The organism is Nostoc sp., from assembly GCF_036917675.1.
Taxonomy (GTDB): Bacteria; Cyanobacteriota; Cyanobacteriia; order Cyanobacteriales; family Nostocaceae; genus Nostoc.
In genome coordinates this window covers 1-21550 of record NZ_JBALCT010000064.1, presented here as the reverse complement: position 1 = coordinate 21550, position 21550 = coordinate 1, and the positions used below count along the sequence as shown (strand labels likewise).

Genomic DNA, 21550 nt, shown 5'->3' with positions numbered 1-21550 from the left:
GTCATTTGTCATTTGTGAATAACTAATGCCCCATGCCCCATGCCCAATAACCAATGACTAATGAAAAACCAGATTGGATACGATTGCACAAAGCCTTGGCAATAGAAGCCGAACGTGGCTTTACAGACTTGGTGGGCAAACAATACCGCTTCAGTGAATTTCTGAGCCTAACTTTGGGCAAATTCCCAACAGGCTTACCCCAAACTGAACGCCGCCGTTGGCAAGGACTAGCGGTGCAATTTGCTAGTTATCCACATCTTGTACTAGAAGAAAGACAACACTTAGTAGCAGAGACTCGTAGGTATCTCTCCCAACTAGAGCAGGGTGAGGAGGGGAGCAAGGGAGCAGGGGAGCAGGGGAAAAAAATCCAAAATCCAAAATCCCCAATCGTTGCTGAGGTGAGTCGGAGGCTTGCACCGAAAATTGAGCAAAAACTCAGCGATTTACCAGAAATAGGCTTCAAAAAAGCTGATAATTTGGCACGGCTTGGTTTACACACCGTCCGCGACTTGCTTTTTTACTATCCTCGTGACCACATTGATTATGCGCGTCAGGTGAATATCCGTGAGTTACAGGCGGGTGAGACAGTGACAATAGTGGCAACTGTGAAGCGTTGCAACTGCTTTAGTAGCCCTAAAAATCAGAAATTATCAATTTTAGAACTGGTTGTCAAAGATAACAGTGGTCAAATCAAAATTGGTCGTTTTTACGCAGGTACGCGCTTTAGCAGTCGGGCTTGGCAAGAAAGTTTAAAACGCCGTTATCCAGTAGGTAGTATTCTGGCGGCGTGTGGGTTGGTGAAAGAAAGTAAATACGGCTTGACACTGGATAATCCAGAACTAGAGGTTTTGGCAAATCCAGGAGATTCGATTGAGTCGCTGAATATTGGGCGGGTGGTACCAATTTATGGACTGACTGAGGGCGTGGTGGCGAATACAGTGCGACAGGCGGTAATTGCTGTTTTACCAGCTGCGGCTCAGATGAAAGACCCTCTCCCAAGTGGTTTGCGAGAGAAGTATGGTTTGATGGAATTGAAAGATGCGATCGCTAATATCCATTTTCCCAGTGATAGCGCCGCCCTACAAGTTGCCCGTCGTCGCCTAGTCTTTGATGAATTTTTCTATCTGCAACTAGGGTTATTGCAACGTCAGCAGCAAGCAAGGGCGATTCAAACCAGCGCCATCCTTGTACCACGCGGTCAACTTGTAGAGAAGTTTCACGAAATATTGCCTTTTCAACTGACTGGCGCACAGCAACGAGTTCTCAACGATATTCTCAACGACTTGCAGAAACCTGTACCAATGAATCGTTTGGTGCAAGGCGATGTCGGTTCTGGTAAAACAGTTGTCGCCGTGCTGGCTATCCTCGCAGCAATTCAATCCGGCTACCAAGCGGCGCTGATGGCTCCTACAGAAGTTTTGGCAGAACAACATTATCGCAAGTTAGTTAGCTGGTTTAACCTCTTGCATTTACCAGTGGAATTACTGACAGGTTCCACTAAAACTGCCAAACGAAGACAAATACATTCTCAGCTAGGAACTGGTGAATTACCTCTGTTAGTGGGAACTCATGCCTTAATTCAAGACTCTGTAAACTTCCAGCAACTGGGGTTAGTGGTCATTGATGAGCAGCATCGCTTTGGGGTAGAACAACGGGCGCGTTTACAGCAAAAAGGTGAACAACCCCATGTGTTAACTATGACAGCTACCCCGATTCCCAGAACCTTAGCACTGACGATACACGGAGATTTGGATGTGAGCCAAATTGATGAGTTACCACCAGGACGGCAAAAGATTCAAACAACAGTATTGCCAGGTCAGCAACGCAACCATGCTTACGACCTGATCCGCCGAGAAATTGCTCAAGGTAGACAAGTTTATGTGGTTTTACCGTTAGTAGAAGAATCAGAAAAACTGGATCTGCGATCGGCTGTGGACGAGCATCAAAAGCTACAAGAAAGTGTTTTTCCCGACTTTCAAGTGGGGCTGCTGCATGGTCGCATGAGTTCAGCCGATAAGGATGAAGCGATTACCAAATTTCGTGATAACCAAACGCAAATTTTGGTTTCTACTACCGTTGTTGAGGTTGGTGTAGACGTACCTAATGCTACGGTGATGCTAGTTGAAAATGCGGAGCGATTTGGCTTATCACAACTGCATCAACTGCGGGGGCGTGTCGGTCGTGGCGCGGCTCAGTCCTACTGTCTGTTGATGAGCAGTTCTAGGAGTCCTGATGCTCAACAACGGCTGAAGGTGTTGGAACAATCTCAGGATGGTTTTTTCATCTCCGAGATGGATATGCGTTTTCGTGGGCCAGGGCAAGTACTGGGAACTCGGCAATCAGGAGTGCCAGATTTTACCTTAGCGAGTTTGGTTGAAGATGAAGAAGTTTTACTTTTAGCGCGGCAATCAGCTGAGAAAATTATAGAGATGGATGCAACTTTAGAGCGTTGGTATTTGATGAAAGAAGAGTTGAAGTATCGGTATGAGCGCTTGATGGGTGGAGCGATTTTGACTTAATATATCTTGTCTTGATGAACAGCTACTAGATATAGATGGCACTACAGTTTCTGATAGCTGGGACGATCGCAGAAGTGAAGCGATAATTCGCAAGTTGGAGCAGGAATACAATTTGCAATCGGTGCAACGAAGTTGGGAAAAAGATAAGCACAATCCAACTACTGGCCAACGTAAGCACATTGCTAGAACTGGAGAGGAAAGCGTTAAGCCCGAACTTCAGCGATCGCTCCAAATTCACAGACAGTAGCGTGTGAAGAATTCTTTCAACTCTGTCTTCCCGTCTTGAGTAAAGGGATTATAAAACACCTCATCGCTATTACCCTGACTCCAAAAACGCAAAATTCTAGGGTAGTCGACATAACGAACGTAAATTAGAGGAGTTTTTGTAGAGGCGATCATATCAAATTTGGTGCGATCGCGCCGTTGAGCAAACCCTATATAGGATAAGCACCTCAGCAGTTTCAATACATGACCGACCGACCCCTAGCAAGATAAGCAGTTGGAGTAATGTTGAGATTCTCGTGCGGGGTGATAGTGCTTAACTTTTCGTTACAATAGTTGTAAATTTTTCTGCCCACCTACTTAATATAGTACCCAGTGGGGGATTCGCCGTTTCTCTTTGCGAGAAACGGCGTGCAGCAATCTTTAAAAAGTGAATAAGTAGATATCACTTGCACCAATTAAGAATCAGAAGGAGGGCAAATAAGCTTAACCTTCAGTTCCAACACAAATCTGATCTCAACGAGAAAAACAATGTCCAACATCAACAACCACGAAGTAGGTATGAACAAGATTAACTTGGCTGGAAATTTTCAAGAGCTTACTTGTGAACAGGCTGCTGCCATTCAGGGTGGTGCTGAAATTACAGTATTTACGGATATAAATTTTGGGGGACAGGCTTTCACCGTTACTGCTGACAGTGCCGGTCAGCAGTATCAATTTACCGACAACTTCAATAATTCAATATCATCAGCTAAAGTTATTTCTGGTACATGGGATTTAAGGTCAGAGCCTGACGGTGGCGGTTTTGGTGTAACACTTGACCCGGGCGAGTATAGCGATTTTAGAAACTTTGGTTTTAATGATGTCACTTCCTTAGCAATAGCTAAGATTGCATAATGACGAAATGACACTAACACGATGTTCAGCACATAATAACTGATGTAAGCATTCAGTCGTCAGCTATTAGCTCAACCTAGAATATCCCCACCCAATCCAAATTATGGGTGGGGTTCCCGGGTTCCCGGTAGCTTAATCCTATTTTCTCACTCTAGGCAGAGGAAAAATATAAAGAAGGGTTACTGAAGTTCTCAAAAATTGAACTTGTAAGATTATTGACAATTATTTAAAGTCTACATAATCCCTCAGATAACTGAGGAATTATGTAGACTTTTAGCCAAGGTTTAATTAGTGGGACTTAAACAAAAATTATGCCCAAATGAAGCCCAAACTCACGATACTTGCTGCATTTCGGCATAGGCTTGATAAACACCCTTGACGTTGTACCAGTTAAGAAAAATTCTGGCAATTTCTAAAGCTAATTGCGGTTTACCTAAGTTAATTAGCCATTGCAAAAATGGAGCCATTGTCCGTTCATTAAGTGCGCCGTTTAGTGACAAAATTCCCCAAAGTAAGCGATGTAGCCAAGTCATTTGAATCATCATTCGCACTTCCCATATAGGATGCTTTTGATAAAATAAAACTCCCATACGTCCGCGTTGAATTTCTTGGTCAATTAATCGGGGGATTTGCTCTAATTTAAATGCTGGATGCCAATGATATCCGACAGCTTCTGGACATTTAATTAGTGTCAAACCTAATTTTTTCAGCCGCACACCTAATTCTAAATCTTCCCAACCATAGAGTTGAAAACTGGTGTCAAAAAGTCCCGCTTTCTCTAGCCAATGTTTGGGAATTGCGACATTTCCGGTAGCAAAAAAAGCTGCTGAAAAATCTGTGACTTTGTAGGGTTCAGCAGTTGGGTTGTCGAAGTTACAAGTATTAATAACTGCTCCGTAAGTGAAAAGGCGATCGCTCCTCAATTTCTCCTGTCCCTGCATTAGTGCATTAGCATGAGCTTGCAGGAAATTTCCCAGCACCACTAAATCGCTATCAATAAAGATAATTGTATCTCCCAGTGCCTGTTCTACCCCCAAATTTCGAGCCGCAGCTGGCCCAGCATGATCTTGCTGAAACCAGCGTACATGGGGAAACTCCTCTTTGTGTTCTGTCAACCAATCCAATGTGCCATCAGTAGAACCATCATCCACCAAAACAATCTCGTAATTAGTAACCGAACTTGGCTGACTTAACTGCTGCATCTCCAAGGCGCGGAGGCACTTTTCTAAAATTGGTTGGCGATTATAAGTCGGTATCACAATGCTGAAAAACACACTATCACCCACAACACTATTTACCCATCTCTAGGATAGGACAGATACGACACTGACACTGTTCCTTACTTGATTCTGGTTACAAAAATGGTGAATCTGCCGATGATGCAAATCAAAAGCGATCGCGTTACTTTTGGGGATTCAACTTAAATTCATCAAACTTCAATACTTCCGAATCAGGCTTGCGGGTATCAAAGCGATAACTACTTATCGTACCTGTACCCGTATCAAAGATACTGAAAACCGTAATATCATTACTAGTAATATAAGGCATTGGCTTCCCATCTTCATCCAGCAAGGGGGAAATTGTTGGCACTATCGGTTCTAAACCATTGGGATCACCAACCTTAACATAATCCTCTTGATATCCGATTGGCACTTCTCGCTTTCTGTCACCCCAAGCAGCACCGTAAGTATTGCCCACATTAGATGTTTCCAGAAAGTGCATTCCACTGGAACTAACAAAGCGGTTCCACAAATGGGAATGCCCATAGAATACCAATTGCACATTAGCTGCTTCTAGTAAAGGGACAACATCGCGGATAATATAATCTCCGTCTTTGGGGTACTCGTAACGCACTGCTTTGATATTGCTGTTATCCCGTTCAATTATCTGTACTGGTTCTGTATAAGCAGGAACTATATTATCACCCAGAGTATGGGGCGGATGATGAAACATCACAACTTTGTATTTTGCTTGTTTAAACTCAGGGCTGTTCAGTTCTGCCTCTAGCCAATTGTACTGCTTGCTGCCTTTAGCAATTGGCTCATAAATCAACTGTCCATAACCCCAATTTTCAGGATTATTTAAATCGTTTTCTGCTTCTCGATATCTACCCTTACGCTTTGCATCTAAGTTAGGAGTGCGCCACATATTCGTAGCGTACAGTACTACCAAACGCACATCACCAAAAGTAACTGCATAATACCTTTTTCCACCCTCTTTACTTTTTGGTAAAGAGAAAATCTCTTCGTAGGTGTTAGTATTAAAAGAATTATCTATTAAAGATTTGTCTTGGTAGATTTTTTGAGCAACAACACGGGGAATTGTATCATCAAATTCAGCATTTAAACTTTCCGTCCTGGCAAAGCGCCCCATCACCTCATGATTGCCGATGCAAGTAAACATGGGTGCGTGTTGAATTATTTGTCCACCAGTGTAGGTTGTCTTAACACCGTCGTGCGTCATTTCGTATTTGGCACGACCTTGTAAAGCGGGAAACAACGCACCACCACTATTATCATCAAACCATTCTGAGGCGCGATCGCTAACATTGACCAAATCACCAGCAAACCACACCCCATCAACTCGTCCAACCGTTTCTACCACCTTTTGCAGATTTGCAGATGTCATCGGCTTTAACTGATGGTCAGAGGTGAGTAAAATTTTTAATGGTGTATCCGGTTTTGGAGTAGCTGCGAGGCTAAAAACATCACTGTTAGCACTCTCGCGGTCTTCTCGCACACTCGTGACAAGATAGTTTACCCTCAAACCAGGAGTTAATCCAGTCACCTCAGCCTCATGTCGCCAAATATCACGCTGGACGGGTTTTTGATAAACTTCACCGTCTTTGGTTTGGTTTGCAACTCTTGACTCTTGGTCTTCACGCGTGCGACTGAGTTTGGTAGTATTTGCCTTAGTAGTGTGTTTGAGATTTTCCCCGTAGGTTACTGTGTGATTAACACCAGGAAACTCAGTAAACCAAACTACTCGCACTGAGGTTTCAGTTGGCAATTGCAAAAATGGGTCGGTGAGCAGTTGGGGTGCTGATGTCATAATTGTTTGCCCAAGTGAACGCACGCTTACCAGAGTAAAGCATATAACAATTACAAGCATAGCCACCAAGAATATTTTACGGCTGCTTTTGCGTCTGAGCATGAGTAACATACTAAATTTTTTTAGGTGTCCGTGACTTAACGCAATTTTATTATTAGCCTTTTTGCGGACAGGGTTAAAATTTTTCTCGATCAAGCCTCTAGTTTCAACATTACGCTTCATCTGTAGGCTTCTGGACTTTTTATCAAGTTTTAGACTATATTTTTACTAGTTAAATGTAATTACTAAACGACATATTACATGAGTAAATTTAATTTAAATTAATTTGGATCTTTGTTTAAACATACTACTTATATAATTCTCTCATTAGAGATTAATTTGTTTAAGCTTCTTCAGTACCAGTTATCGGACTCATCTTTGATTTATCAAGTATAAATACTTATTAAAATAGCCAATTTATGGCGAGTAGTGCAAACTTTTAAAAAGATTTAACAGTGATTTAACACTGGCAGTTTTTTAAGGTTTATTAAGTAAAAATCGCCCAAAAAGAGCATAAATAGCATTTTTTTCCTCGCTATCATAGCTGTTTCAGATCACAACCAACTTCTGGGGGCATAGATAGATTGACCTCACGAAGTTTAGTGAGATAATAGAGTTGTGAGGGACAGAACGGACGCAACTTGATTATTAAGGGGGAAAATTATGAAACTCCAGCTATTAGCGGCCATGGCCTTAGCAACTCCCCTATTGTTCACTAGCTCGGTTAGAGCCGGAAATCCGCAGGACTTACAAAAGCTGCTTTCAACTGGGGAATGTATTAAGTGTGAGCTATCGGGAGCTAACCTCAGTGGCGCTCATTTAATTGGTGCTGACTTGAGAGGCTCGAAGCTCCAAGGAGCCAATCTTGTAGGGGCTAACCTCGAAGGTGCTGACTTAACTGGTGCAAACTTGGCAGGTGCTAACCTAACATCGGCTTATGTAACCAATGTGAATTTAAAGCAAGCAAATCTCAACGGGGTAAATTTTACTCGCGCTACGATTAACGATTCTAATGTCTATCAAGCATCAATGAATGATCTCAATCTCACTGATGCGAAAATATATAACACTGGAATCGGTATTGGTGGAGAAGATGCCGAGATTCCCGATTGGAAATAGGCTGAACTGAGTAGGCAGGTTAAAATAAACACAACATAGGTTTTTGCAAGTTTTAAATCAGAGAAACTGGTTTTTTGCCAGCATTATCCTTAAAATCTGCCTATCAAAAATAAAAAATGAACCCTCTCTGGCTTGTAATCACTTTACTATGACGAAAGCAGAGGGGGTTTCTTATGGGGATTCAGCCGATATTCACGCAAAAACGATCCTCTTCCTAATCTGTATGGAGTTACACATGTCAATACAGTAGGATTATCCAGGTAGCAACTACGACAACAGTAAATGTAGAAAATCTACTGCTAAGGTGAAGGAAATTGATGTTGCTGCCACAATAGAATTAAGCTGCTACTCCAGAATTCCTTATGAGTGAATCTATCACCTTGACAGACGCTGGCTTATTACCAGAAGATTTGTTACCAGATGTTAGTCATCTGGTGACAGAGGACGATGAACCCTTGGATAATCTACCATCAGAAAAACAACAAAGATTACTGACAGAAACCCTTTACAGTTCATGGAACGGGGCAAGTAATGCCCAAGGGTTTCTCGTAGCCGCCAATGTGGGGTTGTTTCCCAGTAGCAAGCAACCGCCGATTGTGCCTGATGTATTCTTGAGCCTGGATGTACAAGTAGCTGAAAACTGGTGGGAAAAACGGCATCGTTCTTATTTCTTCTGGGACTTTGGTAAACCGCCAGAAGTGGTGATTGAAATTGTTTCAAATCGACAAGGCAATGAAACAGGACGGAAAATCTTAGAGTATGCCAGGATGCGGGTAATGTACTACATTATCTTTGACCCAACTCGGCAACTTGGTGGTGAAGTTCTACAGATGTATGAGTTGCAAGGGCGGCAATACATACCCATGAGTGAGCAATGGCTGACTGAAGTTGAGCTAGGTTTATGTTTGTGGGAAGGCGCCTATGAAGGTAAGCGAGATGTTTGGCTAAGGTGGTGTGACATCACAGGAAATATGATTCCTACTGGTGCAGAACGAGCCGAACAAGAGCGAGAAGCTAAAGAAACTGCCCTGCAACGGGCTGAACGCTTGGCAGCACAGTTACGAGCATTGGGTGTTGAACCGGAAGCATGAGGATGGGGAGTAGGGAGTGGGGAGTGGGGTAATTCAATTAATTGAAAAACGCTGTAAGAGCGAAATTGCGAGGAAACCCCCTAAAAAGAAAAAACCCGCCGTAGCGGGTTAAACAACAAAACTATGAACATTGAAAACTTGATTTAGCTGGAATATCTCATCTCAGCTTCTAGTTGACGAATCAGTTGCTCGTCGCCCTTTGCTCTGGCTACTTGCAAGCGATGCTCTAGGCTTTTTTGAATATTCGCTCTGTGAGTTTCTTGTCCTTTGCTCACACTTTGTAGTCTATTTTGACTCATAGTAGTTACCTTTTTTAATTTTTCGCTTTATGTCTTGTATTCTTAACATAGCACATATTTTGTAGCTGTTGTTACAGAAAAGTATTTTTTTATATAATTAATTTGACTAAGAATTATGTCCAAAAATCAGATAAATCAACAACCACTCGTGACTTTACTGAGCGATTTTAGCGATCGCAATGTTTATGTAGGCATAATGAAGGGAGTCATAGCCGAAATTAACCCTAGACTGACGGTGGTAGACTTAACACACCAAATTCCGCCGCAAGACATTGCCGCAGCCCGGTTTTGCCTGATGAATGCTTATCCCTATTTCCCAGTTGGGACAGTGCATCTGGCAATAGTAGATCCGGGTGTGGGAAGCAAGCGACGTGCGATCGCAGTAGAATTTGCTCAAGGGTTTCTGGTCGGCCCAGATAATGGTATATTCAGTGGCGTACTCAGTCAAAGTCCAGCGATCGCAGCCGTCGAACTCACAAATCTTAACTATTGGCGAACTCCTCAACCAAGCAAGACTTTTCACGGTAGGGATATCTTTGCACCAGTGGGAGCTAGTCTTGCTAGTGGTGTCCTTCTCAAACAGCTAGGACAAGAAATAGATCCAGCAAGTTTGGTAAAACTGGATGTAGGCGAGTGCAAGCAGACAACCACTGGTGTAGTGGGTTGCATTCAATATATTGATCACTTTGGTAACTTAGTGAGCAACATTCCAGGGAGTTATGTACAAGGCAAAACTTGGTATGTGCAAGCCGCACTTTTGAATATACCAGGCTGTGAAACTTATAGTGATGTTAAGGTTGGAGAGGCGATCGCTTTAGTTGGCAGTCACGGCTGGGTAGAAATTGCCATTAATAGCGGCAATGCTCACTTACAGTTGCAGTTAAATTCGCAAGAAATGCTTCAAGTTATGCTAACTTAAATACCGCACTTGGTGAGTGCCGCATCAACAGAAACATCAAAATTATATCCTCTTTCCACAGTTGGCAGATGTCCTGGGGGGAAGGTTTTAAAGTTTGGTTCCTTACCAGGTTTATACTCATATCTTTTAGTTTGCTGATTATAGTTCCACTGAATCAGCCACTCACCTGTTAACGTTTGCCATCCAACCGCGTCATACATCTTGCGATAGTCGTTTTTCTGTTCCCTCAAAATCTTTTCTTGAGCGCTAAAGCCCAACTTACCATCACTGGCTGTACTCCAAAGCCTGTCAATGGTTTTCAAATCAACACACGAAAGTGTATTCATTTCATCTTTCCCAATAGAACCCTCCGCTTGTGCCTTAGTCCCTGCAACATCTAGCATTCTCAGGTAAGTTTCTCGGTTAGCCTCTTGCCAATCTTTACTTTGCAAATATTTCTGCAACTGGCTGTAATCGACATTGCGGGCTGTGGTAATTTCTACTTGCTTAAATGAGCTAGAATCAGTAGTTTTGTTAACTAAATCACTGCTTCCTGGACTTTTGATCTCAGACTTAGACCGCGTTAACGAATAGCCAATCCAGCTTAAAACAGCAAATATACCGATAAGACTTGCTGTGATTAGTAAGGTTAGTGCCAGAACAGTCTGATTATTCTTTGCCATTTTGGATGCTTCTGATTACTTTGAACGCCCCAGCTCGAATTTAGTCTAACTGCTACCACATAGATGTATATCTTAGCTTTTTGTCAGCGATCGCATTAGGGACTTCTAAATAAGTCTTATGTCTCTGGGATGAATGGCACTAAGAAAAGTCCAAAGCCTTGTGTCGCCTCGTTAAGAGTCTTACAGCAGAATTCAAGTATTTGAACCACATCTTTCGTAGGGGCACAGCAATGCTCACTGGTGTCAACTTAACGTGAAAGCCAGTCTATAACTAGCTTTTATAGATTGTCTTGTTGTCTGGTTCCCAGTCAGAGACTGGGAATGCCGTTCTAGAGGCTCCGCCTCCCTTGCTGGCATTGATCTGCATTTCCAGGCAGAGGCTGGAAACGAGATTTGAAAAGGCTTTTAGCTTAAGTTGACACGCATGAGCAATGCTGTGCCCTTATTGCGTGGTCTATTTACCTGAAAATAGCTGTAAGACTGGGAATGTATTCTGAGAGGGTTGCTGCCTCGGATGTTGCCACTGGAGGCGGAGCCTAGAGGCTCTTAAGCAGTCAGGGTAAGGGCTGTGTTTTAACTTAGTGCCATTCGTCTCTGGGACTAAGCATTTTCTAACACAAAAGTATAAGATCATAGAAACCTGGAGAAAACTATGTCATTAGAAACAAAGACACTACAGGCGACAACACCAACTTCTAGTTTTGAGACACCAGAACAGAAGCAAGAATTTAACTGGAGGCAATGCTGGTATCCCGTTGCCTTCGTGCAAGACTTGTCTGCTAACTGCCCTCATAGCTTTTCCTTGTACGATGAACCCCTAGTTTTGTTCAAAAACAAAGATGGACAGTTTGTCTGTTTAGCAGATCGTTGTCCTCACCGTACAGCCAAACTTTCCGAAGGACAAATTATTGACGGCAAAATTGAGTGCTTATATCACGGTTGGCAGTTTGGCAGTGATGGTCAATGTCTGCACATTCCCCAATTATCAGCAGATGCAAAAATTCCAGTTAATGCTTGCGTGCCATCCTTTAAAGTTGTGGAACGCCAAGGCATGATTTGGGTGTGGGCTGGCGAAAAAGAAATTGCTGTTGATGAAATTATTCCAATTCTGCCAGATTTAGACAAGCCAGGATTCGTGTGTGCAGACTTTATATTGGATCTGCCTTATGATCAAACATACTTGGTAGAGAACGTCATAGATCCGGCTCATGTTGCTATTAGCCATCATGGCACTAGGGGTGGTAGTAATCGGAAAAATGCCCAACCACTAGAAATGGAAGTACTACAGAGTTCAGTTCAGGGAATTCGAGGCAGATGGCGGGGAACTAACAAATCAAATGAAGCCTGGAAGTATATTGATTTTGTTGCTCCAAGTCTTGTTCTAAACACTACTTATATTGAAGAACGAGGTTGGACATTTGGACTAGCTTTGTATTCAATTCCTTTAGGCAAAGGGCGATGCCGTCTTTTAGCTAGAGGTTATCGTAATTTTATGACTTGGGGGGTCAAGCTGAGACCCCGATGGATCGATCACTTAAATACGAACAAAATATTAGAGCAGGATTTGCCCCTGATTGTAGGACAACAGTCAGAAATTGAACGCTTGCGAACAAGTATCAAAGAACTATATTTGCCTCTGAAAACATCTGACACATTAGTGATCGAGTACCGCAAGTGGTTAGATAAGTTTGGGTCTTCTTTGCCTTTTTATCAGGGCTATTCCACATGGAAAAATGTTGAGAATAGCGAGTCGAATCTAAAGCCAATTTTGCTAGACAGATTCTCACGACACACACTTATTTGTAGTTCTTGCAATCGAGCTTATCAAGTGACAAATACGGTCAAACAAAGTTGTATAGGGGTAGCGATCGCTCTAACTTTTGTCGCAATACTTGCAGATGATTCTAGAATCCGAATAGCAGCAATATCGCTTTCTATAGTAGCAATTGTAATGTCCGCGATCGCTCATACACTCAAAACTCACTTTGAGCGATCCTACACTCGTCACTAAATTGTACATTTGTAGGGGTGCAAGGTCTTGCATCCCTACGATGAGATGTTTTTTTTAACTGAAAATCTCTAATCTCTAATTCATAATCTTAATCATGATCAAGTTAGCGGCTCTGCGCTAAACTAAAATATATTGGGATAAAAATCTCTGGCAGTAAGTTCAATACATCACTAATCTTTACCACTGCGGCGATCATGTCTCAAGAGCATAATGAATCACTCCAAATTCAGGAAATTACCAAACTCAAACCGAAACACTTTGCCGATTTAGTCAGATCAGCACAATTGATTTTTGACCCCACAGCCGGAGTTTCGGGAAGAAATATCAAAGTTGACTGGGAACAATTCGGGATTCCCCATGATGTGGCGGATAATCTCAAATCACTTGGTAAACAGTACCAATATGCATCTCCTCACATCCCTGTTGAAGACATTTGGAGTAAATTAACTCCAGAAACTCGTATTTGGTTTGTTGAAAATAAAGATAGGTTGTGGGAGCTTGAGGAAGTTTTCCCAGCCCTTGACGAAGATTAAACGGCTGAATCATTCAAAGAAATACCAATTGTTTGTCGGGGCACAGTGATCATTGTGCCCCTATCCTCTCTCTATAGGCATTTTTCTTTGAATACAACACGCGGTAAATTTAGACTTAGTACACTGTGATGGAAGTTTGCCTATCTTTAACAAGTTGTTTGGTTAATTGAGATGATCGCTGGGTTTACGCCGTGCTGTACTAGTTACAGCAGATTGCAACAAGCGCCTCTGTACAGATTATTGTCAGGGCACAACAATGTTGTGCCCCTACCTGTGTACCTCATTTACCTGAAAAATGCTGTATGTTGTGCGATCGCATTAGCTTGAGTACATAAGTTAAATTAATAAAAAAGCTTGTATCGATGAATCAAAGTGTAAGTGTTGCTGCCAACCTGGAAGAACACACTCATGAAAATCCGGTTGTCACCAAACAACAGCTATTTGTAAAACAACTAATTGTCCTTGTCTTGGAAATACTTCTAGCATTTCCTCTGGGTTTAGTCCTGGCAAAGTTTCAAATTGGTAGGATTGCTTGGATCTTTGGCGGGATTGCTGCTGGTACAATGGTTCTTCAAGGATGTGGAATTTTTTATAAATATTCCCCTCAACCTAACCGCACTGCTAGAAAAGTGGGAATGGCACTTGTAGGCTTAACTATCGGGGCTTCCAATGCCCACGCTAATCTAGCTAGTGTTGCTTCTAGTATTCCGATATTTATTTTTCTGACTTTGTTTATGCTGCTGAGTGGTAGTTGTATCGGTTACATTTACTCCCGCGTCAGCAAAACCAACCTATTGACAGCAATGCTGGCTACAGTTCCTGGTGGTGTCGGAATTATGGCAGCGATCGCCGCCGATTACAATAAAAATGTCAGCTTAGTTGCCCTAGTTCAGGCGATTCGCGTCACCTCAGTAGTTTTTCTAATTCCCCTGATTGCTAGGACATCAGCTGGTAATTACTATCCCCAAACCCTGCCAATCAACGCTGCTTGGCTGAATCTCGATCCATCTCAACTAGGATTACTTTTGTTAGTACTGCTAATCACTGGTTTAGTAGTTTATCCAGCGATATTATTTAAAATTCCGGCTGGTGATTTCTTTGGTGCATTGTTGATTGGTATCGGGTTTAATCCTTTGCTACATTGGCTGCCTTTTATGGGTGATATTAGCTTTAGTCCGCCGCCTTTAATTAACTTATTGGGTCAAATGCTCCTGGGAATTACTATTGGTGAGTATTGGGGAGACAAACCCAACTTTAGGAAGTGGACTATCGGCCATGCCTTAATGTCTGTGGCGATGACTCTCGTAGCCGGAGCGATCGCTGCTATACTTGCGATGCAATTAACCTCTTGGGACTGGTTAACCTGTCTCTTAGTCACAGCACCAGGAGGATCAGCAGAAATGATCCTGGTTTCCCTGGCATTGAATCATAATGTTGAAATTGTCACAACTGGTCATTTAGTGCGACTAATTGCGATTAATAGTTCCCTACCACTTTGGGTATTTTTGTTTCGCCGTCTGGATGAGAAACTTTCAGAACCAGTTTAATTATGGTTTATCGAATAGCCCTTGAGATACCTCACCCTGGTTTTGCTTGTGCAAAACCTGTCCCTCTCCTTAGTAAGGAGAGGGATGTCAATCAGGACTTTTTGAGCTTTTAAGGACTTTTAGATAAGCTGAGATAAAACTCCTAACTCCCTTTCAAATACTAAGGATGCTTTAAATGGTTGCTCAAATCCAAGAACTTGAAGCGCAGCACTGGATTAAAACTCGTTCTTCCCTCGACCCTAGCGAATCCACTTTCCTGATTTGGAAAGGTAAAATTTACGCTTTTATCCCAGGTGAGAAAAAACAACTCTTATTTAAGATTCTGGGATTGAGCCTTAGCCGATGTATTCCCACAGGAGAAGGTACTTGGGATTTTACTTCTAGGGAACTGACTTACTATCTCAACCCAAAAACAGATGAGGTTTTGTCTAAATGGGAGAATCCTTGGACAGGCGAGACAGTTCCGGTAATTCACGTTGCCAATAATCCTGTGCAGGGTAAGTTTGAGGGAAATTTCCCCGCCCAAGTAGATGGTGACAGCACAACCTTTGTTTTTGATATATTTCCCTATTACCCCAATCCTTTAGCAGACGATCCCAAATTTGCCGAATACAGCCCAAATCCAATTTATCAGGCAGCAGAATTGTTTAAATTAACAGTGCCAACCGCAGATTTATTCAACACAGCACTTAAATCAGTTTCTCAACTCCAATTGAGTTGGGATAGAATTGGTCAATGGCTTCCCTGGATGAAAATGGGCGATCGCCCCGGTCAACTGATCTACAGTGCTATTGGCAGCAAAATCAATGGTTTAACAGAACTGCCGCCACTGCTGCAAGACGAAATTAATAACCGTATTCCTTTATATAAGCAAGCCCCAAAAGCATTGATAGATGGGGAAGATATGACTTCCTGGTTGTACTTTCAAAAGCATTTTAAGGCTTACTTGGCTGGTGAAATCTTCCCACTTCCCCAAGCAGAAGAATTATGAGAACGAGTCATTGGTCATTTGTCAAGAGTCATTAGTTATTTTTTCCTCTCCTATTTAGAGGGGTTTTATACTTAAGTTGACACTTATGAACATTGTTGTGCCCTGAGAATAATCTGTACAGAGGCGCTTGTTGCAATCTGCTGTATTTTAACGGGACTTAAATATTTTTCAGGGAATACGCTTGGGTTAAGGATTTTAGTACTGATTTTTGAACTGTACAGACGCGAAATTGGACTTCGTACCGCTATGCTAACGCGTCTCTACCAAGGATTTGGAGCTTAACTGAACGGTATTGATATATAGTGTTGTTTTGCGATCGCTAATAAATTTTAGATTAGACGTCTTGCAAAAGTCCTTCCACTCCCCATCAATTTAACTATTACGCCGTAAGTCCCCCACTGAATTCTGTAGCCGGAATCAGTGGCGGGATATAAGGTGGTTGATAAGGATTGCATCTAATATTAATTTTTTGCACAGCAAAGACAAAGATTAGATGTATGACGAATCAACAATTATTTTATTTTGTTTTACGGCGTTACCAGAAAATACATATCATGCTAAGATGAATATATCAATGAGGTGATATTCGGTGTTACACAAGGTTGTACAAGTTCGTTTATATCCGTCACTTGAGCAGCAAATCCAATTAGCTCAAACTTTTGGTTGCGCTCGGTGGTGGTGGAATTATGCCCTAAATAAGTCAATTGAGACTTACAAAGAAACAGGGTTTGGACTTACTCGTGCAGCGCTCAACGCACTTCTTCCCGCACTCAAAAAATCTGTTGATACAGTATGGCTAGCTGATTGTTATAGCCAAGTTTTACAAGCGACAACACTGAATCTGACCACAGCTTACAAAAACTTTTTTGATAAGCGTGCTGGTTTTCCTAAGTTCAAATCGAAACATGGTAAACAGTCCGCCCAGTATCCTCAGAATGTCAAAATTGTAAATCGTGATATCAAACTTCCAGGCAATGTTGGGACAGTTAAAGCCAAAATACACAGACCCATTGAGGGGAAAATAAAGACTGTTACTGTGAGTAAAACGCCTTCTGGTAAATACCTTGCCTCTATCTTGACTGAGGTGGAGGGCGAAAATCTAGTTATTTCAGAAGGTAAAATATATGGGATTGATTTAGGGTTGAAACATTTCGCCGTTATAACTGATGGCAAAAAGATTTCTAAATACGATAACCCTAAGCACCAAGACAGGCATGAGAAAAACTTGAAACGGAAGCAAAAGAAATTAGCTCGTAAACAAAAGGGGAGTAATTCAAGGAATAGGTATAGAAAAGTTGTTGCCAAAGTGTACGAACGAGTTAGTAACTCAAGGCAGGATTTTCTACATAAACTTAGTTATAAGTTAGTCAGCGATAGCCAAGCTGTCATAGTAGAGAATCTTCATGTATTAGGCATGGTTCGTAATCACAAATTGGCGAAATCAATATCTGATTGTGGCTGGGGAACATTCACCAACTTTTTAGCCTATAAGCTAGACCGAAAAGGCGGAAAGTTAGTTGAGATTGATAGGTGGTTCCCCAGTTCCAAACTTTGCTCTAATTGTTTTTATCAAATTAGTGAGTTGCCGTTGGATGTCCGTGAGTGGACTTGTCCTCATTGTAATACTCATCATGATCGTGATGGAAACGCAGCGATAAATATTAGAGCAGAAGGTATCAGAATGCTAAAGGCGGAAGGTTCGGCCGTCTCTGCTGTAGGAGGGGAGGTAAGACCAAAACTAGGGCGAAAGTCCAAGTTGCGGCACTCCCTGGTGATTACAGAAGCCGACACTGTACAAGGCAAGCTCCAAGTCAGTGTGGGTAGTTCACCGGCTTATATATATCCTCAGAACTGGGATTAAGATAAGGACGCTGTAAATCTATCAGGTGTCGCGTAAAATGTTGCTCAATAACTTTCATCCGTTCCTCCATCCCATTCTTACCTTTTTGCCAAGCTTCCAATAAAGCATTAGCGACAATTTGGCAACGGTTCATCCCAAAACTTTCTTGTGCTGCAAATTTTTGGGTTGGTTCTTCGGCTAAACCTAACCCTGGTGCTAAAAATTTGGTAAACAAGGGAATTTCAGGCTGGAAATGGGATTGATTTTCTGGATAAATAACCTGAAGGATTGTGCGGATTGCTGGATAGTCGGGGAGTTCAAAGTAGAGTAGCCCCGAATCATAGCGTCCGTATGCAGAAGGATTGTGAAGAACCTGAAAGCTAAAGGGAATCGAGGCTGCATTCAATTGCAGTGTCAGGCTTTCCATGAGAGCGATCGCACCAGATGCCGTAAAGTTAAAGTAAATTCGCCCTGCTCCCAAATCAGCATCAGGGTTGCTCTGGCGTTCCTGTCCGACATTACTAACTGCCAAGTAACAACCATTTTGCAGTCGATTTTTGGGCATCCAGATTGCTACCATGTCACCCACTTTCGTAGATTTCTTACTAGATTCTAGATGGCAGTTTGGCTCAACATAAAGTGTTAAACCGCCTTTAGTCACCGCCATAGTCCCATCAGGTTCTTTCCGCAACACCTGCCATCGCGGGTCAAAATAACCTATACCGTGATTACTGGCGTGCAATTGCTCGTAAAAGTTCCAATCAATCTCCAAAATGGAATTATCTGCTAAATTATGCTTTGGCGGGCGATTAGTACTATCAGTATTCACTACCAAAGTACTTTGCAGAGAGCCATTGTAATAAATTCCATAGAGAAAGTTTCGCAGCAATAGAGTGAGATACTTATGTTGTATATCTACAGAATTGTGCTGAAATCTGTCGGCTATTTTAGTCGGCAGAGCAAAGGGTTGATAATTAGGGTGGTAAATACAAAAATTTGACTCAATCTGGATATTCTTAGCAATGTCCAATAGAGAAGTTAGCGGTTGATTGATTGTGTATTCTGGATTCTGGATTTTGGATTCTGTGTTCTTCTTCAAATTGTTCTGCTCCCTGCCATTAACAACCGCGAAGCCGAGTTTTTTCGTAATAAATACGAAGTAACTGCGGCTCCTTTAGAGGTTGAGGAAGTTGATGGATTTTTGCTACAGGATTCAGGATTTCTGACTCTGATATCCCGAAAATAGTCAGTACAGCTTGCTCCGGCATTGTGAGTAACCTTTTAGCTACTTGGAGCATACAGATGTCAGCATTACTAAAGTATTTGTGGCACGTAATCATCTCCTGTATTTCATGAATCAGTGCTAGTCCCGCAAACTGGATAACACGCGAAATAAAGTCATTGCTGTATTCCAAAATCATGGGGAAAGCATTTATATAAGCCCTAATTAGGGCAATAATTGAAGGTTGTAAAATCTCTAACGGTGTCAACGCTAGATGTAGAGATTCTTCTAACTCAATGGTGGGGTCTACAACCAGACTCTTGAGCCAAATTCCTAAATAGCTTGCTAACAAAGTTCCTAAATCAAAAGCTGGATCTCCCCATGAGCAAGCTTCCCAATCAATTAGTCGTATTAGGCAATTGTCTAGTTTTTCCCACCTGGAATGAAGCAAAATATTGTTCAATTTCAGATCATTGTGAGTCAAGCAGCAAGGATTCCAGTTAGATGCCAAATCAGCGATCGCTGATTCCAAACTCTCGTACTGTTGATAGAGAACATAGAATTTCAGTGCATCCGTGGGAACAGTCCCAAAAATCTCCGGCTCAATTGAGCCTACTCCTTGCGCCGGATTGTAAAAGCCATAGCGAAACTCTCCTTGAGGAGCAGTTGCCATAAAATCCTTATATTCTCGGCGGTTGTAGGTTGCACGATGCAGTTGTGCCAAAGTAGTGCCGATCGCAGAAGCAATTTCTTGTGGAAAAATATCATTGTTATGGTAAAATATTCCAAGCTCTTGATATTCACTCAGGTAATTGCGAACGAGGATAAAATTTTCTTCGTCAAAATGCACTACCAATGGTGCGATCGCTGAAATATTGCCGAGAACTGGAAACTGCTGGAGCAACTGATGAAATAGCCACTCCTGAAACAATTCATGAGGCGGCGCGTCATCATTGTTAACGTTACGTTCTTGTTTAAGGAGCAGTTTTCGATTATCTGCTAGAGTCACAAGTAAATCGAAATTATTCTTACTACTTCCTGGCAACTCAGATTTATCTGATGCGCCATCTTCTGAGCTACACAGACCCGCGTCTTGCAGATACTGGATAACGTTATGAGAAGACAGTGATAATACCATGTATTATTTCCTACTTCATAAATTACTTAAACTTATCTGTGTCAAATTTGCTTGGTCTTAGCAGCTTTCGGTAGATAGTAACTGATGTGTAAATAACAATAAAGATTTGTACAATCTACTAATATCCCATACTTTGGGTAGAAACCTGCCAAAATGGCACCAAGTCTTTTACAATTGCTTTAAAATTTGCTCCCAGATACCGTGACATCTTTACAAATACATCTAGAGTAAGTTTTGTAGTTGAGCCTTTTAATGTAGCTCCATCTCCTTTTTTTGTGGTGGAGAAGCATCCCCAGCAAAAATTTAATGTTCAGTAATCATCCTGAAAGCAGTGAAGAATTTCAGTAATCCTTCGCGGCAGGAAGCATGATATTCAACGCTATTATTTTTATTTATCATCACAAGGCCAAAAAAACCGGACTTTTTAGGCAATTAGTCATGATTTTTTTCTTTAATTTTCAGAATTGATGTCTGGAAACCTTGTGATTACGTTATTTGTGCCGCCTAAAAATTGTAGATGACTAAAGGCGATCGTAGACAACGGCTACATGAGTGCATCTTATGGAACTACACTTTTGTCAAGTACGTTTGTCTGATACTCAGATATTGGGACTTAGACAAAAAACACTAAAAAAATAGACTCAAATCTATATACAGAAAGACTTTGACATCGTTCTTCAACGCCAGAAACCCGCGCAACGCAGTGCATTAGTGTCAACTTAACGTGAAAGCCAGTCTAGAAGCAGCTTTTATAGATTATCTCGTTCCCAGTCGGAGACTGGGAATGCCTAATGTGAGGGCTGCTGCCTCAAGACTTGCGGCAGAGCCGCAATTGATTTGCATTTCCAGCTAGAGGCTGGAAACGAGGTTTTAAAAGGGTTTGCGCTTAAGTTGACACGTATGAACGCAGTGGCTCCCCTACTTCAAATTTATATTTATTCATATACATTGAATTTTTCTCGCCGACTTACGAGTCGTGATGCGTAAAGCCCCCGTGTTTCAACTGGGGGATATAAGCGAATAGCCGAATTTATTCGGCATTGAAAGATTCTTAATTTCGGCAGCAATCTGTAGAATAGAGAAGTTACGCCAGAAAGTTTAGAGTAATTATGATCGTTCTTGAGGCAAAATTGAAAGGAAAGGATGTGCAGTTCAAGGCTTTGGATGAAGCTTTGCGAACGGCTCAGTTTATCCGCAATTCTTGCCTCCGCTACTGGATGGATAACATTGGAGTCAGCCGTAACGACTTGTACAAATACTGCAAGACATTAGCGGATAACCCTGATTTCCCTTGGGCTAAAAAGCTCAACTCTCAAGCGCGACAAGCTCATGCTGAACGGGCTTGGTCTGCGATTGCTAGGTTTTTCGACAACTGCAAAAAACAAGTCCCAGGTAAAAAGGGATATCCCAAGTTTAAAAAGCATCAGACTCGCGCCTCGGTAGAGTATAA

At 42.0% G+C, this 21550-nt stretch carries 16 protein-coding genes and 2 pseudogenes; 12 read left to right on the top strand and 6 right to left on the bottom strand.

Annotated features, from left to right (window positions below; all coding sequences use genetic code 11):
* The first annotated feature begins 53 nt into the window (after positions 1 to 53).
* The 3 genes from recG (at position 54) to V7K31_RS23990 (ending at position 3638) form a co-directional block, all read left to right on the top strand.
* The gene (gene recG / locus V7K31_RS24000; protein WP_335097333.1) at positions 54 to 2519 is read left to right on the top strand and encodes an ATP-dependent DNA helicase RecG; all 2466 of its coding nucleotides are present in this window, start codon (positions 54 to 56) and stop codon (positions 2517 to 2519) included.
* Between the two features lie 112 nt (positions 2520 to 2631).
* A complete protein-coding gene (locus V7K31_RS23995) occupies positions 2632 to 2766 on the top strand; it encodes a hypothetical protein (RefSeq protein WP_335097332.1) in 135 nt (44 codons plus the stop codon).
* 506 nt (positions 2767 to 3272) lie between these two features.
* Positions 3273 to 3638 (top strand): beta/gamma crystallin-related protein, encoded by a 366-nt coding sequence (locus V7K31_RS23990; protein WP_335097331.1) that lies wholly within the window; start codon positions 3273 to 3275, stop codon positions 3636 to 3638.
* A gap of 332 nt (positions 3639 to 3970) precedes the next feature.
* Here V7K31_RS23990 and V7K31_RS23985 read toward each other — a convergent pair whose 3' ends face one another.
* On the bottom strand, positions 3971 to 4912 hold the full coding sequence (locus tag V7K31_RS23985) for a glycosyltransferase family 2 protein (RefSeq protein WP_335097761.1): 942 nt from the start codon (positions 4910 to 4912) through the stop codon (positions 3971 to 3973).
* A gap of 127 nt (positions 4913 to 5039) precedes the next feature.
* Positions 5040 to 6689, bottom strand: coding sequence for a metallophosphoesterase family protein (locus tag V7K31_RS23980; protein ID WP_335097330.1), 1650 nt, complete (start codon positions 6687 to 6689; stop codon positions 5040 to 5042).
* Between the two features lie 702 nt (positions 6690 to 7391).
* Here V7K31_RS23980 and V7K31_RS23975 point away from each other — a divergent pair.
* Complete coding sequence (locus V7K31_RS23975; protein ID WP_335097328.1) at positions 7392 to 7847, top strand: pentapeptide repeat-containing protein; 456 nt, start codon at positions 7392 to 7394, stop codon at positions 7845 to 7847.
* Between the two features lie 362 nt (positions 7848 to 8209).
* On the top strand, positions 8210 to 8938 hold the full coding sequence (locus V7K31_RS23970; protein ID WP_335097327.1) for a Uma2 family endonuclease: 729 nt from the start codon (positions 8210 to 8212) through the stop codon (positions 8936 to 8938).
* Between the two features lie 143 nt (positions 8939 to 9081).
* Here V7K31_RS23970 and pirA read toward each other — a convergent pair whose 3' ends face one another.
* Entirely contained in the window at positions 9082 to 9237 is a 156-nt protein-coding gene (gene pirA, locus V7K31_RS23965; RefSeq protein WP_334830263.1) for an arginine synthesis PII-interacting regulator PirA, read from the bottom strand.
* A gap of 115 nt (positions 9238 to 9352) precedes the next feature.
* On the opposite strand from pirA, the gene V7K31_RS23960 reads away from it, so the two are divergent.
* Entirely contained in the window at positions 9353 to 10156 is an 804-nt protein-coding gene (locus tag V7K31_RS23960) for an SAM hydrolase/SAM-dependent halogenase family protein (protein WP_335097326.1), read from the top strand.
* Here the strand turns inward: V7K31_RS23960 and V7K31_RS23955 are convergent.
* The gene (locus V7K31_RS23955; protein WP_335097325.1) at positions 10153 to 10818 is read right to left on the bottom strand and encodes a GUN4 domain-containing protein; all 666 of its coding nucleotides are present in this window, start codon (positions 10816 to 10818) and stop codon (positions 10153 to 10155) included. The genes V7K31_RS23960 and V7K31_RS23955 overlap by 4 nt on opposite strands.
* Before the next feature lie 652 nt (positions 10819 to 11470).
* On the opposite strand from V7K31_RS23955, the gene V7K31_RS23950 reads away from it, so the two are divergent.
* The 5 genes and pseudogenes from V7K31_RS23950 (at position 11471) to V7K31_RS23930 (ending at position 17724) form a co-directional block, all read left to right on the top strand.
* Positions 11471 to 12829 (top strand): aromatic ring-hydroxylating dioxygenase subunit alpha, encoded by a 1359-nt coding sequence (locus tag V7K31_RS23950; protein WP_335097324.1) that lies wholly within the window; start codon positions 11471 to 11473, stop codon positions 12827 to 12829.
* A gap of 194 nt (positions 12830 to 13023) precedes the next feature.
* The gene (locus tag V7K31_RS23945; protein WP_335097323.1) at positions 13024 to 13362 is read left to right on the top strand and encodes a hypothetical protein; all 339 of its coding nucleotides are present in this window, start codon (positions 13024 to 13026) and stop codon (positions 13360 to 13362) included.
* Between the two features lie 362 nt (positions 13363 to 13724).
* Positions 13725 to 14909, top strand: a complete 1185-nt coding sequence (locus tag V7K31_RS23940; RefSeq protein ID WP_335097322.1) for an AbrB family transcriptional regulator — start codon at positions 13725 to 13727, stop codon at positions 14907 to 14909.
* A gap of 175 nt (positions 14910 to 15084) precedes the next feature.
* On the top strand, positions 15085 to 15900 hold the full coding sequence (locus V7K31_RS23935; RefSeq protein ID WP_335097321.1) for a DUF1838 domain-containing protein: 816 nt from the start codon (positions 15085 to 15087) through the stop codon (positions 15898 to 15900).
* Positions 15901 to 16489: 589 nt separating this feature from the next.
* Positions 16490 to 17724: pseudogene (locus V7K31_RS23930) on the top strand (RNA-guided endonuclease InsQ/TnpB family protein).
* Here V7K31_RS23930 and V7K31_RS23925 read toward each other — a convergent pair.
* Positions 17712 to 18815, bottom strand: coding sequence for a T3SS effector HopA1 family protein (locus tag V7K31_RS23925; RefSeq protein ID WP_335097758.1), 1104 nt, complete (start codon positions 18813 to 18815; stop codon positions 17712 to 17714). The pseudogene V7K31_RS23930 and the gene V7K31_RS23925 sit on opposite strands and share 13 nt — an antisense overlap.
* A gap of 43 nt (positions 18816 to 18858) precedes the next feature.
* Positions 18859 to 20100, bottom strand: a complete 1242-nt coding sequence (locus tag V7K31_RS23920; protein WP_335097319.1) for an aminoglycoside phosphotransferase family protein — start codon at positions 20098 to 20100, stop codon at positions 18859 to 18861.
* 1109 nt (positions 20101 to 21209) lie between these two features.
* Between V7K31_RS23920 and V7K31_RS23915 the strand changes: the two are divergent.
* Positions 21210 to 21550, top strand: a pseudogene (locus tag V7K31_RS23915) (RNA-guided endonuclease TnpB family protein); the annotation flags it as partial.

What these genes read in the sequence shown, in the direction of transcription:
- recG (WP_335097333.1), top strand. Translation starts at nt 54, where the DNA reads ATGACTAATGAAAAACCAGATTGGATACGATTGCACAAAGCCTTGGCA.
- V7K31_RS23990 (WP_335097331.1), top strand. Translation starts at nt 3,273, where the DNA reads ATGTCCAACATCAACAACCACGAAGTAGGTATGAACAAGATTAACTTG.
- V7K31_RS23980 (WP_335097330.1), bottom strand. Translation starts at nt 6,689, where the DNA reads ATGACATCAGCACCCCAACTGCTCACCGACCCATTTTTGCAATTGCCA.
- V7K31_RS23975 (WP_335097328.1), top strand. Translation starts at nt 7,392, where the DNA reads ATGAAACTCCAGCTATTAGCGGCCATGGCCTTAGCAACTCCCCTATTG.
- V7K31_RS23970 (WP_335097327.1), top strand. Translation starts at nt 8,210, where the DNA reads ATGAGTGAATCTATCACCTTGACAGACGCTGGCTTATTACCAGAAGAT.
- pirA (WP_334830263.1), bottom strand. Translation starts at nt 9,237, where the DNA reads ATGAGTCAAAATAGACTACAAAGTGTGAGCAAAGGACAAGAAACTCAC.
- V7K31_RS23960 (WP_335097326.1), top strand. Translation starts at nt 9,353, where the DNA reads ATGTCCAAAAATCAGATAAATCAACAACCACTCGTGACTTTACTGAGC.
- V7K31_RS23955 (WP_335097325.1), bottom strand. Translation starts at nt 10,818, where the DNA reads ATGGCAAAGAATAATCAGACTGTTCTGGCACTAACCTTACTAATCACA.
- V7K31_RS23950 (WP_335097324.1), top strand. Translation starts at nt 11,471, where the DNA reads ATGTCATTAGAAACAAAGACACTACAGGCGACAACACCAACTTCTAGT.
- V7K31_RS23945 (WP_335097323.1), top strand. Translation starts at nt 13,024, where the DNA reads ATGTCTCAAGAGCATAATGAATCACTCCAAATTCAGGAAATTACCAAA.
- V7K31_RS23940 (WP_335097322.1), top strand. Translation starts at nt 13,725, where the DNA reads ATGAATCAAAGTGTAAGTGTTGCTGCCAACCTGGAAGAACACACTCAT.
- V7K31_RS23935 (WP_335097321.1), top strand. Translation starts at nt 15,085, where the DNA reads ATGGTTGCTCAAATCCAAGAACTTGAAGCGCAGCACTGGATTAAAACT.
- V7K31_RS23920 (WP_335097319.1), bottom strand. Translation starts at nt 20,100, where the DNA reads ATGGTATTATCACTGTCTTCTCATAACGTTATCCAGTATCTGCAAGAC.